Below are 13051 nucleotides of genomic sequence, written 5' to 3' on the forward strand. Positions count from 1 at the left end.
AGATCAGGCTTCTTTTAGCAGACGCTCTACAGCCTCGACGACATCCTGGACTGTATGTACTGCTTTAAATTCTTCCGGCTTGATTTTCTTACCCGTTTTCTTTTGCAGGTGCACAATCATGTCTACGGCGTCGATGCTGTCCAGTGCCAGATCTTCGTACAGGCGCGCTTCAGGTTTGATGAGCTGTGGCTCGATTTCAAACAGCTTTACCAGCAGGGAAGAGACTTCCTGATAAATGGTTTGTTGGTCTGTCATGATGTCTCTCCTTAAGCGCGGTGTGCAGCAATAAAAGAAGCCAGAGTGGCGACGGAGAAAAAGTGCTGACGCATCTCTTCGCTTTCCGCTGAGAGCACGATGCCGTACTTATTTTTTACTGCCAGCCCCAGTTCCAGTGCATCGATAGAGTCCAGCCCCAAACCGTCGCTAAACAGGGGGGCGTCGGTATCGATATCATCAGCGCTCAACTCGTCCAGATTGAGCGTGCTGATGATGAGGTTTTTTATTTCCAGATAAAGCTCTTGCATTATTTATTCCTGAGAGAGGTAAACAACCTTGTTGTAATTGAAGCAAAAGATGCCGGTTTAACTGCCTTGCTGCCAGTGCCGGTTCTTGTGAAGTTGCATCGTAAAATTTATTGATTTCTATCCGATCGCGGACTTCAACGGTAAAAAACGGCCGCTCAGGCGGAACGTTATACCATTTACTTTGTTTATCCAGCAGATGCTCGCTACAGCTGATCTTCACGATGCGTAAATCGCTGGCGCAGCGCACGGCAATATTCGCCGCTCCGCGCTGCAACGTCATTGCTTCACCGGGCCTGGTGCGCGTGCCTTCGGGGAAAATCAGGATAGTGTCCCCCTGCGCTAGTCGCTGTTGGCAGCAGGGCAACAGGGTTTCAGCCTGGCTATTGATTAAATAATCTGCTGCCCGAACGACGTTGCCAAGAAAAGGATTTTTTAACAGCGTGCTTTTCACCAGACAGTCCGTTTCTGGCATGACTGACGCCAGCAGCACGTAATCGATCAGCGTAGGATGATTGGCTACGATAAGGCAACCACGTTCCTGACGTAAGATTTCAGCCCCATCAATACGATAATCCAGCACGCCAACGCCTTTCGCGATGGTTAAAAACAGGCGAAAACTGGCGGCAATACTGCGACGTTCCAGACGACAGCGGCGGGAAGCATCCGATACCAAAACCGATAATACATTAAACCACACCACAGAAAGTAACAGACCGCCGAGACCAAACAGGATAAAACATAACCCGGTCATGACCAGTCGCCATACCCACTCCAGGCGCGACATCAGCTTCCTCATCTGCGGCTCCAGCACCACTGAACACGCTCGCCAGGCAGTGAAAATGTGTCTGCATTTTGTAAATAGTACTGTAAAAACAACATGCTTTGCGGCAGTGTTATCTCATTGCCCGCCATGGCTGGCTGCATTTCACATTGCAACTCATTGCCAGCTTCAATCACCAGCGCGACGGCATACGGCCAGGTCGGCATTTCTGCGGGCAGTTGCGGGTGATAAAAGCTGGGCACAAAACCGTCAAAATCGACCATCAACACGCGCGGGTATCCCGCCTGGAACAGGCTAAGCACTTCATACAAACCTTGCTGGAAAGTGTCGCGGCCAGCCGAAAGCGATGATGAAACAATCGGTTGTTTGGCCGCAATGGTCAGGTTCCCCACGGAAGAGTTGTGCACAGAGAGTGCGAAGTCGGTCGGAGAGAATGCCTGGGCGGTTGCCAGTGCATGAACAATGCGATAATTGCGCTCCAGTTCGCCATGACGACTGGTATACAAAACGGCGTCTATCTGATGGCGGCGTAGCATGGCCAGGCCGCATTCTACGGCCAGTTTGCTGCCTGAACTGAGACGGCGGGCAGTCATCATTGGCAATTCGCTTAATTTTGCCAGTGGTGCATCATGGTCAATCGCCCACGGCTGGCGCGACCATGCTTGCCATTGCTGTGCTTCACTAAGCCCGGGTGCCAGTGCCTGCCAGTCAGTAATATTTAATGTAAATTTCATCAACGCGCGCCGCGGTAAACCAAAAATGATTAAGTAACGATTATTTCTTTTGGCATATCAATAGAGTGTGCCCAACGCCTAAATTATCGTGGCGCTCTGCTACCTGGAATCCTGCTTTATCCAGATAGTGGTAAAATTTCTCTGCACTATAGAAACGGCTGCTACCGTTTGCCATGCAGGTAAAATAAAGCGAGGACGCATTCAGGCTAAACGATGCCGCTTCAAAGCGCTGTGCATCCCAGAACAACTCCATAATGCAAAGCTTTGCCCCAGGCTTCATGACACTGGCGACTTTGCTGAGTATTTTAATTATCTTTTCGGGTGAAAAACAGTCTAAGAATTGGCTCATCCACCAGATATCCGCCTCGTTCGGTAACGGCGCATCGCTCAGTATATCCAGGGCATGAAAATCGATACGATCGGAAAAGCCAGCATTCGCAATATTTTCTTTTGCGAGCACGATTTGTTGTGGCAGATCTAATAACGTAACAGTGATGTTTTCATTGTATTCGCAGCAGCGCAAAGCCCACTTACCGGTATTACCGCCGACATCGTACAATCTTGCGGGATTGCTGGCGAATACATAAGGTAGTGCGGCGTTAAATGCGCCATCGGAATAGTAATGATCAAACGCAAACCAGCTTTTACGTGCCGCGTCAGGTAATTGCGAAAGTGCCGGATATATCGTCGGCCAGTCACCAAATACTTTTAATCCGCAAGGTTTCCCTTCATTGAGTGAATCAGCGAGGAAGAAGAGTCCCTGGTAACAGACATCCTGGGTGAAATCCATATTCACGCGTGTCATGGTGTCATGCAGGAGGTAATGGCCGATTTTTGCCAGGTAATAGACTTCCTCTTTGCAGGTAATCATTCGCCCGCTTAAGCCCATATCCAGTAACACGCTTACGGCATATTCATTCAGCGCTGTGTATTCAGCAATTGCGTTAAGGGAAGCGCCCTGTTTACCTTGTTGATCCAAATAATCTAATATTCCTGCATTGCGTAAGCATAAAGCAGCCTGGAAAAGCATAGGAGCAAAAGCAATCCTTTGTGCCTCAGTGATGGCATCCAGCGCGCTGAGCGTGTCCTGTTCGTACATATAGAATCACAATCGTAGAGAAAATTAAATAATATCAGGCCATATCCGGCCTGATATCAGCATCATTACAGCGTTGCTGCCGTAGACAGGTTAACCCGTATATCTTTATCCAGGTTACGTACCCAGCGATTATAGTTTTTGTGGACTTTGCCATTAGAAGCTTGCAGATTCAGGCTACTGTCATAATTGATGTTATAACTGGTAGCAGTATATGTAATACGAACCTCTGCAACGTGGTTTTGTGATTGATAGCGCGCTTTAATAACGCCAGGAGACACTTGTGTCATAATCCAATCGCGTTGTGCACCCGCTTTCAAAATGGCATTTTTAACCTGTTCCTGAGTATGAGCCGCACTGACAGTGGTGCTGATCTGTTGTACTGGCGCAGTACGAGAACAAGCACTTAACATACCGATGATAATTGTGATCGCAAACCATTTTATATAACGTTTCATTAATGCCTCTTATGTATGTAATATAAATCGTATAATTTATACACAAAGAGCCTGACCCATTAGACTGTTTTACTTGCCATTTTGGCCCGGCAGTGCTCGAAATACTCATGTACCGGATGTACGCTACGGTCTTTCTGCGCTGCCCGTGTCCAGACTGGCTACGTTAATAACGCCAGGGGCCAGGCTCTAAGTTAAATCTAAGTTAAATAATAATAACAGAATGTATATTGTATTAATCCCAGACTTCTTAATCAAAATATATTTTTGATTATGCTGAGCTGTCAATATATATTTTTGGCATGAGTTAAAGATATGTTAGTATCACATTACGTAAATGGCCTGTAAAGTGGAGAACGATCGACAGTTAAAATTCCTTGCCGGGCCTTTCTGGTTTGACCGCCGATATTCTGAGATTGATAAAATATGGGGGGATGCTTCCAGTGATGGAACATGTATTTTTCAATAATCGTTCCGATAACTTTTTCGTCGATCGCTACTGAGTGAGAGCAGCAGATTGTTTGACGAGCCAGCTGCTTAGCGCCTGGCCCATCAGGCTATTTTACTTGCCATTCAGGCCAGGATCCTGGAGTACGCTATTGGTTATGGTTACGGCGTTAATCGGGTGACCATACACGAAATCTGACCAGGAGAAGAGTGTGCTTACCGCACTCAGGATCGGCACTTATCGATTCTACTTTTACAGCCATGAATCTAATGAGCCATCGCATGTCCATATGGTTACATGATATCAGCGTCGCGCGGAGTATGGGGTTTGCTTCGCATGAACTTCGTGAATGACAACATTGGGTGAAAGAGCATCAGATAATACTCCAGGAGGGCTGGGATGCTTACTTTACAAAGTAAGGATGATATTCGCGTCATGAATGTTTGCATTGATGATGATTGCCTGACGGTTGATCTCATGGATGGTCGTAGCATCTCTGTTCCTGTTGCCTGGTTCCCTCGTCTTGCTGCCGGTACGGCTGAGCAACGACAAAACTGGGTGCTTTGTGGTGCCGGGTATGGTATCCACTGGCCTGACCTGGATGAGGATCTGAGCACCGAAGAGCTGCTTCGTGGTGCTAAAGGCTGATGGATGTAAAGTGGAGCACTATTCCGCGTATCTATTTAGACCGGTATCCTGATTTTGTGATCCACTACAAAAAGGGTGTATTTAATCATCAGATTATTGAGCAAATCATCAAGATCTCTCTTGAATATTTTATTTCACATATTCACGCCGAAAATATATCTTCTGTCGTGAAAAATGTTTCCGGTTTGTTTCATGGAGAAAATGACGTTTACTGAAAATTAACGGGTGTAAAACCGGGCGAAGCAATAGTATCCAGAGCTATATCAGTCTTTTTTACAGGTTATCTTAATATATATCGATTCGCTTATACATTTGTTCATGATGAATAACCATACGGTATTGTCACTCCCGGAAAATCAATCCGGAAAATATTTACAACATTCCGCCAGCAGGTATAGAGTTATCTGGCTAATACGGTGGAGCGGCTTAGCGCCTGGCGCTCCAGGCTATTTATTTTACTTGCCATTTAGGCCCTGGGCAGTGCCCGAAATCCTCATGTACGACCTGTACGCTGCGGTTTCTGCGTGCTGTCTTTCTTTCCATCACTGGTCACTCAGGATGCTGAAATATAACACGGAGTAAAAATCGTGAACCTGACAGATGCACTGAGCCGTTTAATTCCAGCCCCGCTAAACCGTTACCGACTGAATATTCCGTCATGTACGGCAAATATCGACGTGGAAAGTTTCAGCGGTTCAGAAGCGATGAGTATGCTGTACAGGTACACCATCAACTTCACCAGTATCAGCAAGAACATTGATGCCCGCCAGATGCTGCGCAAATCGGCAACGCTGACCATGGGGGCGGGTAAGCTGCTCGCGCTGACGGAACGCAAGGTGGTTCACGGGGTGGTCACTCACTTTGAGCGAACCGGTGGCTCTGCGGATGAAGCGCGGTACTGCATCGTGCTGGAACCGTTCCTGGCGTTGCTGGGGAACCAGTTTCGTACCCATCGTTTTTTCGTCAATAAATCGGTGCCGGAAGTGGTGGCTGAGGTGCTCACGGAGCATGGGCTGAGAGGCTGGGAATATGAATTTACCCTCAGAGCCGACTATCCAAAGCGTGAGCAGATTAACCAGTATCAGGAAAGCGACCTCGCCTTCATTGAACGTCTGCTGGCTGAGGTGGGGATTTTCTACTTCTTCACCCTGCAGCCGGACACCCGGACCGAAGTGGTGCATTTCGCGGACAGGCAGAGCGCATGGACGTTTGGCAAAAAGCTCCCGCTGAACAGCCCGTCAGGGGCGAATGACAATGCGACGGATTCGGTATGGGACGTGCAGGTCCGGCATAACGTGGTGGCGCATTCGGTTACGGCCAGTGACTACAACCACCGCGAAGCCCATAAAATCCTGACATCCGTTGCTGCAGACATGACACGCGGTGAAGGGGAAGGGAATACCTATGGGGATGTGTACCATTATCGCCCGCGGCACCTTGAACCTGGCGACAAAATCACGCCGGCAGCAGAAACCGGTAACTTCTGGGCGCGTCTGGAGCATGAACGTTTCCTGTCCACCCAGACCACGGTGACCGGCAGCAGTACCGACCACACCCTGGGGCCAGCCCAGGTGCTGACGATTACCGAAACAGCTATCCCGCCGACACTGCCGCGTGAAACCGAAAATGGGCTTGCCATCATCAGCGCCAGTTACTCCGCCAGCCGTAAGAATGCCCTGAAAGTGGAATGGGCGGCGATGCCGTACTACGACAACCGCTGCTGGCGTCCTGCGGCTAAAAAGCGCCCTGTGGTGAGTGGTACGCTGACGGCGCGCGTGACCAGCGCAAAAGATGACGACATCTACGCCTGGCAGGATGCATCGGGCATGTACCGGGTGAAATTTGATGCTGACCGCGACGACAAACACCCGGGGATGGAAAGTATGCCGGTGCGCTTTGCCAAACCCTACGGTGGTGACAAATACGGCTTCCACTTTCCACTGATACAGGGGACTGAAGTGGCGATTGCCTTCTATGAAGGCGATCCCGATCGCCCGTATATTGCCCATGCCCTGCACGACTCCCGCCACGTTGACCACGTCACTGAGGTTAACAGTACACGCAATGTTATCCGTACTGCTGGCCTGAACAAGCTTCGGATGGAGGACAAGCGCGGCCAGGAGCATGTCAAGCTCAGTACCGAGTACGGCGGCAAGACGCAACTCAATTTAGGTCACAACGTAGACGCATCCAGGAAGCTGCGCGGCGAAGGTGCTGAGCTGCGAACTGACCGGCATGTTTCCATTCGCGGTGGGGCGGGGGTGTTTATTACGGCGGATAAACAGCCCAAAGCACAGGGTGAAATGCTGGATATGAATGCGGCAGTTGCCCAGTTACAGAGTGCGTTACAACGGGTCACCGCACTGGCTCAAAGTGCCGGAGCTTCCGGCGCACTGGATGCGGATATCGCTTCACAACAGCAACTTGCCCGGGCACTGAATCAGCTCAAAGACGCCGGATTACTGTTATCTGCCCCTGCGGGGATTGGAGCGACGACACCTGAAAATATTCAACTTGCCGCGGGCCACACCCTGACGGCCACAGCGGGTGAAAATGCGGATATGACGATTTTCAAACGGTTTACCGTTGCGGCAGGTGAAGCCATCAGCCTGTTTGCCCAGAAAATGGGCATGAAGATCATTGCGGCACGGGGCGAGGTGGATATTCAGGCACAATCTGATGCCATGAGACTTCAGGCCGCTCAGAAGATGGCCATTAATAGCACTAATGGTGAAATGGTACTGAATGCGGCCCAGGGGATTACCCTGACCACTAAAGGCGGTGCTTACATCAAAATCAAGGATGGATCGGTGGAAATTGGCGCACCCGGAAAAATTGATCTGAAAAGTACCAATGTTCTGTGGGGGGGAAGTGCCTCTCTGGAACAGGCGCTGAAGCCAGCAACCGTAAAAGATCCGCAGTATCAGTTTCCTGTGAATGGTGGGTTTCAGGTCGTCGACAAGGTGACTCAAACTCCCAAACCCTGGATGGCTTATCGGATAGAAACACCTGAGGGCAAAATCCTGCGCGGCAGGACCGATGAAAATGGCTATACACAAAAACACTATGGTATTGACCCGCAAAATATTAAGTTATTTTTTGAATAAATTAAGGTGGTCAGAATATGGTTACGAAAGCGAATGCTGATGCTGAATGTCGGCTCAGTAAATCTGACAATAATATCACACAAGTCTGTCACGAATCAGGGCAGCTCTATTTTCGTCCTGCAACTGAAGAATGTATTGTCATTCCTGCGCAGGACGCGGGCGAGTTTGAAACGCACTGTCTGGAGATGATGGTGTGTGTTGATGAGTTCCATCGGGCAAACCATGCTTATTCTGCGGCAGTGGAAAAATATGGTCAGCAAAGACAGCAGGGCGGTGCGGATACTGACGCCCAGGCGGCGGAGGTTGTTGCCGCAGAAACCACGCTGGAAAAAAAGCGGGCAGCGTTGCTGGATAAACTTAAGGATGGAGAAACCAATAATATGGGATATCAGGATGTGGTGGAGCTGCTGCCGTTACTCGATACCCGCAGAAGGGGACCGGGGAATCAGCGGCTGGGTCGGCGTTATGTCTATGCCCGCCAGGGTTATTATTCTGAACGAGCCGGCGGACGTTCTCAGGCTGGCGCCAGAAAGCAGTGGCGTACTATCCGGCTGAAGGATAAGGACACCGCAACCGGGAAAGAGAGTATCTATACGGTTGACAGTCACGGTCGTCGAAAGATTGATACCACAAAACTGAAAGAGCAGTTAAGCGGGGAATTATTACCAAAATTAAAAACGGAACTTAAAGATTATGTCAATCTGGATGATTATAATCTGGATGAGACATTATTTGACTGGGCGAAAAGCTGGAATGACAGCGTGGCTGGTTCGCATAGTTTTGATAACGGTATTGAACTGTCGGGTGCCGCACAGTTTATGCGCTTTATTTCTAATCTTGGCGCAGAGGCGGAATTTGACTTCAATGAAGGAAGCCTGAAAGTTAAAGGGGAAGCAAAAACAACGGTTTCGATCGCATCAGGTATCGGACGCGCCGACTTTTATATTCCGGACCGGCTGGGCTGGGATTTACGTTATATTCCAGGGGAGGAGAGTGAGGCCGCTAAGATGGAGCAGGTATTAACCGGGCTGAATATGGGCGTGGTGCGGATTTACATTGAAAACCAGCTCATTGGTTTTGTCGGTGCTTCGGTCCAGATAGAGGGTCAGCTTCAGGTCATGCTGAAGGATGACGTGCTGCAGATTGTTACCGGTCAGCCCCGGGGGCGATTGCCGCGCTTTCATGAGCGTCAGTCAGGCCGCAGCGGCCAGTTTTACCGGCAAATGAAAAAAGAGGATGAAGGCGTGACTGTTTCAGCAGAGGTCTTTGCGGGGGCCAGTGCTGAATACGCGCTTAAAGGCGCCCTTCAGTGGCTGAAGCCCACGCCGCCGCCCTCTGTGGACAGTACCGTTATCCCCAAAACGACCGGGGAATTTACCGATTTTGCCGCGATTGGTGCCAGCATTGCTGGCCTGGCGGGGATTGGCGCAGGGGCTAAATTCTTATGCACCTTTATTAATGGTAAATTCTGCTTTAAGGTTGCCGCCAGCCTGTGCTGTGGTGTCGGCGCAAAAGGGGCGTTTATTTGTGAAGTGGGGGGTAAAGCCCTGGGGGAGTTTGGCTACTGGCTGGCCTATCAGCTATATGTTCTGAGCTATCGTTTTTTTGACCTGGTGGTAAGAGAGGCATTTGAAACCTTTACCCGAATATGTGTGATGAAGATGGCGGATCTGAAGGAAGATATTTATGCCACATTTAATGTAATAAAAAATGATATGGATGACGTTAAAAGTAAGTTTAACACCTTTGTAAATACGCTAATTGATGAAAGCAATAAAGACAGGGAGGCATCTAAAAAACGTAATCAGTTAGCGGAAAATATTATCGCTGATCCAGAAGTGCTATTAACCTATACCCCGGAGGCGAAAGGGATTTTATTATATCTGTTGACCCGTCATGGACTGTGGGATCATGTTGATCCGGCCAACCGCGGCAACCTGCTGCTGGATATCTATCCGCGCCGGAAAGAGGCGGTTATTCAGGTACTGTACAGCATCCAGAGCCAGCGTGAGTGGATTAAGGTGATGTGTCATCGTAATCAGGACGGTTCCGATCTTACAGAGAATGATGATGAGGAGCGGGTGCTAAAGGAGCAGGAGCGGCAGTTAGAAGAATTTCTTCAGGAAGGCTTTAATCGTGACCAGGATATGAAGCGCAGGGCCGCTGAACTGGCGATGCGGGAGTTGTCAGAAATCTACCAGCGCCTGAAAACCGAGCGGGAGCGCTCCCTGGGCTATGCGCTGGCGATGAATAACACCCACTGGTATAACCTGAATCGTGCACCGAATCCCCACTTTCCACAGCGTGGTGAGTTTGGTCCCAGCGAAGCCACCATGATGCAAATGGCTTAAGGAGACAATAATGAACAAATACAGAACCGGGTTACTGGCCCTGCTACTGCTGAGCGGCTGTGATAATAATCCATCGATAAAGCCCGCGCTGGACAGCGGACAGAACACACCGCACAGCGCGGAATTACAGCGCCTGATTCACCAGGTAAAATCGAATCTGGTCTTTGTCGAAGGGGGCGATTTTTTAATGGGCGACTTCGGGGCAAAATACGGCCCGGAGAAGATCCAGCTCGACACCGAAAAAGACAGTAAACCGCTGCATAAAGTGACGCTAACCAGCTACTCGATCAGTAAATTTAAAACCACCAATCAGGAATATCAGCTTTATCTGAAGCTGAATGGTTTACAGCTAAAACAAGAGGATAACTCACTAAGTCAGGAGTTGGCTGATGCGTTAAATAAGCTGCCGGATACGCCTGCGCATATGGACTGGTACGATGCGGAGAAATACTGCGCCTGGCTGGGAAAGGTCAGTGGCCTGCCGTTTGCCCTGCCGACAGAAGCGCAGTGGGAGTATGTGGCCCGTAGTCGGGGACAGTTCATTATTGTGGGCACCAACAGTGGTGTACTGGAGATGAAGGATATTAACCATGGGATTAATATCTCTGGCTCAATGGATCGTGAAGATTTTGCCAGGAAAATGGGTCTGGCTGGCGGAACCGGGGTTGCTTTACCGGTGGACAGTTATCCCCCTAACCCGCTGGGACTCTACGATATGGCGGGTAATGGCCTTGAATGGATCAATGACTGGTATGATCCGGACTATTACCATCACTCTCCGGTTGTTGATCCCCGGGGCCCAGAAAAGCCAGTGTATAAAGATTATGAAGGTAATTACAATAAAGTATTACGAGGGGTTAGCCGTTCTGGCCCCCTTAATGGCCTGACGGTTGCCCGATTTGGTAAAGATCCCAAAACTGACGTGCTGACTAATAAAACCGTTCGCTGTGCCGTCAACAGCCTACAAGCGGTGAAATAGAGGGGGGTTATGATATTCCGGATAGCTTTTTGGTTACTGGTTCCGCTACTGCTGAGCGCCATTCTGAATGCCCCGGCGGGCGTTCTCAGGCTGGCGCCAGAAAGCAGTGGCGTACTATCCAACTGAAGAATAAGGACACCGCAACCGGAAAAGAGAGTATCTATACGGTTGACAGTCACGGTCGTCGAAAGATTGATACCACAAAACTGAAAGAGCAGTTAAGCGGGGAGTTATTACCGAAATTAAAAACGGAACTTAAAGATTATGTCAATCTGGATGATTATAATCTGGATGAGACATTATTTGACTGGGCGAAAAGCTGGAATGACAGCGTGGCTGGTTCGCATAGTTTTGATAACGGTATTGAACTGTCGGGTGCCGCACAGTTTATGCGCTTTATTTCTAATCTTGGCGCAGAGGCGGAATTTGACTTCAATGAAGGAAGCCTGAAAGTTAAAGGGGAAGCAAAAACAACGGTTTCGATCGCATCAGGTATCGGACGCGCCGACTTTTATATTCCGGACCGGCTGGGCTGGGATTTACGTTATATTCCAGGGGAGGAGAGTGAGGCCGCTAAGATGGAGCAGGTATTAACCGGGCTGAATATGGGCGTGGTGCGGATTTACATTGAAAACCAGCTCATTGGTTTTGTCGGTGCTTCGGTCCAGATAGAGGGCCAGCTTCAGGTCATGCTGAAGGATGACGTGCTGCAGATTGTTACCGGTCAGCCCCAGGGGCGATTGCCGCGCTTTCATGAGCGTCAGTCAGGCCGCAGCGGCCAGTTTTACCGGCAAATGAAAAAAGAGGATGAAGGCGTGACTGTTTCCGCAGAGGTCTTTGCGGGGGCCAGTGCTGAATACGCGCTTAAAGGCGCCCTTCAGTGGCTGAAGCCCACGCCGCCGCCCTCTGCGGACAGTACCGTTATCACCAAAACGACCGGGGAATTTACCGATTTTGCCACGATTGGTGCCAGCATTGCTGGCCTGGCGGGGATTGGGGCAGGGGCTAAATTCTTGTGCACCTTTATTAATGGTAAATTCTGCTTTAAGGTTGCCGCCAGCCTGTGCTGTGGTGTCGGCGCAAAAGGGGCGTTTATTTGTGAAGTGGGGGCCAAATCCCTGGCGGAGTTTGGCGGCTGGCTGGCCTATCAGCTGTATGTTCTGAGCTATCGTTTTTTTGACCTGGTGGTAAAAGAGGCATTTGAAACCTTTACCCGAATATGTGTGATGAAGATGGTGGATCTGGAGGAAGATGTTTATGCCACATTTAATGCAATGGAAAATAATATGGATGCCGTTCAGAAAAAATTTGAACGCTTTGTGGAGAATTTAATTGATGAAAGCAATAAAAACAGGGAGGCATCTAAAAAACGCAATCAGTTAGCGGAAAATATTATCGCTGATCCAGAAGTGCTATTAATCTATACCCCGGAGGCGAAAGGGATTTTATTATATCTGTTGACCCGTCATGGACTGTGGGATCATGTTGATCCAGGCAACCGCGGCAACCTGCTGCTGGATATCTATTCCAGCCGGAAAGAGGCGGTTCTTCAGGTACTGTACAGCATCCAGAGCCAGCGTGAGTGGACTAAGGTGATGTGTCATCGTAATAAGGACGGTTCCGATCTTGCGCAGAATGACGATGAGGAGCGGGTGCTAAAGGAGCAGGAGCGGCAGTTAGAAGAATTTCTTCAGGAAGGCTTTAATCGTGACCAGGATATGAAGCGCAGGGCTGCTGAACTGGCGCTGCAGGCGCTGTCAGAAATCTACCAGCGCCTGAAAACCGAACAGGAGCGCTCCCTGGGCTATGCGCTGGCGATGAATAACACCTACTGGTATAACCTGAATCGTGCACCGAATCCCCACTTTCCACAGCGCGGTGAGTTTGGTCCCAGCGAAGCCACCATGATGCAAATGGCTTAAGGAGAC

Annotated in this window: 11 protein-coding genes and 1 pseudogene; 5 read left to right on the forward strand and 7 right to left on the reverse strand. The window is 49.5% G+C overall.

What is annotated here, in order from left to right:
• Window positions 1-3 precede the first annotated feature (3 nt).
• The 7 genes and pseudogenes from PT300_07545 to PT300_07575 all read right to left on the reverse strand — a co-directional run bounded on the left by PT300_07545 (window position 4) and on the right by PT300_07575 (window position 4129).
• Window positions 4-255: an acyl carrier protein gene (locus PT300_07545; GenBank protein ID MDF7680452.1), complete on the reverse strand. Its 252-nt coding sequence runs from the start codon at window positions 253-255 to the stop codon at window positions 4-6.
• Window positions 256-266: 11 nt separating this feature from the next.
• Window positions 267-524, reverse strand: a complete 258-nt coding sequence (locus PT300_07550; GenBank protein MDF7680453.1) for a phosphopantetheine-binding protein — start codon at window positions 522-524, stop codon at window positions 267-269.
• Complete coding sequence (locus tag PT300_07555) at window positions 454-1320, reverse strand: lysophospholipid acyltransferase family protein (GenBank protein ID MDF7680454.1); 867 nt, start codon at window positions 1318-1320, stop codon at window positions 454-456. The genes PT300_07550 and PT300_07555 overlap by 71 nt, the downstream gene beginning before the upstream one ends.
• A complete protein-coding gene (locus PT300_07560; GenBank protein MDF7680455.1) occupies window positions 1317-2039 on the reverse strand; it encodes a beta-ketoacyl synthase chain length factor in 723 nt (240 codons plus the stop codon). The genes PT300_07555 and PT300_07560 overlap by 4 nt, the downstream gene beginning before the upstream one ends.
• Before the next feature lie 40 nt (window positions 2040-2079).
• A complete protein-coding gene (locus PT300_07565) occupies window positions 2080-3138 on the reverse strand; it encodes a methyltransferase (protein ID MDF7680456.1) in 1059 nt (352 codons plus the stop codon).
• 65 nt (window positions 3139-3203) lie between these two features.
• Complete coding sequence (locus tag PT300_07570) at window positions 3204-3593, reverse strand: hypothetical protein (GenBank protein ID MDF7680457.1); 390 nt, start codon at window positions 3591-3593, stop codon at window positions 3204-3206.
• 443 nt (window positions 3594-4036) lie between these two features.
• Window positions 4037-4129 (reverse strand): annotated as a pseudogene (locus PT300_07575) (IS1 family transposase).
• 308 nt (window positions 4130-4437) lie between these two features.
• On the opposite strand from PT300_07575, the gene PT300_07580 reads away from it, so the two are divergent.
• The 5 genes from PT300_07580 to PT300_07600 all read left to right on the forward strand — a co-directional run bounded on the left by PT300_07580 (window position 4438) and on the right by PT300_07600 (window position 13045).
• On the forward strand, window positions 4438-4686 hold the full coding sequence (locus tag PT300_07580; protein MDF7680458.1) for a DUF2442 domain-containing protein: 249 nt from the start codon (window positions 4438-4440) through the stop codon (window positions 4684-4686).
• Window positions 4687-5273: 587 nt separating this feature from the next.
• A complete protein-coding gene (vgrG, locus tag PT300_07585; GenBank protein MDF7680459.1) occupies window positions 5274-7793 on the forward strand; it encodes a type VI secretion system tip protein VgrG in 2520 nt (839 codons plus the stop codon).
• Window positions 7794-7810: 17 nt separating this feature from the next.
• Entirely contained in the window at window positions 7811-10144 is a 2334-nt protein-coding gene (locus PT300_07590) for an ATPase (protein MDF7680460.1), read from the forward strand.
• A 10-nt stretch (window positions 10145-10154) separates the two neighbouring features.
• The gene (locus PT300_07595; protein ID MDF7680461.1) at window positions 10155-11123 is read left to right on the forward strand and encodes an SUMF1/EgtB/PvdO family nonheme iron enzyme; all 969 of its coding nucleotides are present in this window, start codon (window positions 10155-10157) and stop codon (window positions 11121-11123) included.
• Window positions 11124-11152: 29 nt separating this feature from the next.
• Window positions 11153-13045 carry an ATPase gene (locus PT300_07600; protein MDF7680462.1) on the forward strand — a complete coding sequence of 631 codons (1893 nt, stop codon included), beginning with the start codon at window positions 11153-11155 and terminating at the stop codon, window positions 13043-13045.
• The last annotated feature ends 6 nt before the right edge of the window (window positions 13046-13051 follow it).

This window comes from Enterobacteriaceae bacterium ESL0689 (genome assembly GCA_029433525.1).
Classification (GTDB): domain Bacteria; phylum Pseudomonadota; class Gammaproteobacteria; order Enterobacterales; family Enterobacteriaceae; genus JAQTIF01.

Excerpts from the sequence above, each read along its gene's own strand:
- PT300_07545 (MDF7680452.1), bottom strand. The coding sequence starts at position 255 with ATGACAGACCAACAAACCATTTATCAGGAAGTCTCTTCCCTGCTGGTA.
- PT300_07550 (MDF7680453.1), bottom strand. The coding sequence starts at position 524 with ATGCAAGAGCTTTATCTGGAAATAAAAAACCTCATCATCAGCACGCTC.
- PT300_07555 (MDF7680454.1), bottom strand. The coding sequence starts at position 1,320 with ATGAGGAAGCTGATGTCGCGCCTGGAGTGGGTATGGCGACTGGTCATG.
- PT300_07560 (MDF7680455.1), bottom strand. The coding sequence starts at position 2,039 with ATGAAATTTACATTAAATATTACTGACTGGCAGGCACTGGCACCCGGG.
- PT300_07565 (MDF7680456.1), bottom strand. The coding sequence starts at position 3,138 with ATGTACGAACAGGACACGCTCAGCGCGCTGGATGCCATCACTGAGGCA.
- PT300_07570 (MDF7680457.1), bottom strand. The coding sequence starts at position 3,593 with ATGAAACGTTATATAAAATGGTTTGCGATCACAATTATCATCGGTATG.
- PT300_07580 (MDF7680458.1), top strand. The coding sequence starts at position 4,438 with ATGCTTACTTTACAAAGTAAGGATGATATTCGCGTCATGAATGTTTGC.
- PT300_07590 (MDF7680460.1), top strand. The coding sequence starts at position 7,811 with ATGGTTACGAAAGCGAATGCTGATGCTGAATGTCGGCTCAGTAAATCT.
- PT300_07595 (MDF7680461.1), top strand. The coding sequence starts at position 10,155 with ATGAACAAATACAGAACCGGGTTACTGGCCCTGCTACTGCTGAGCGGC.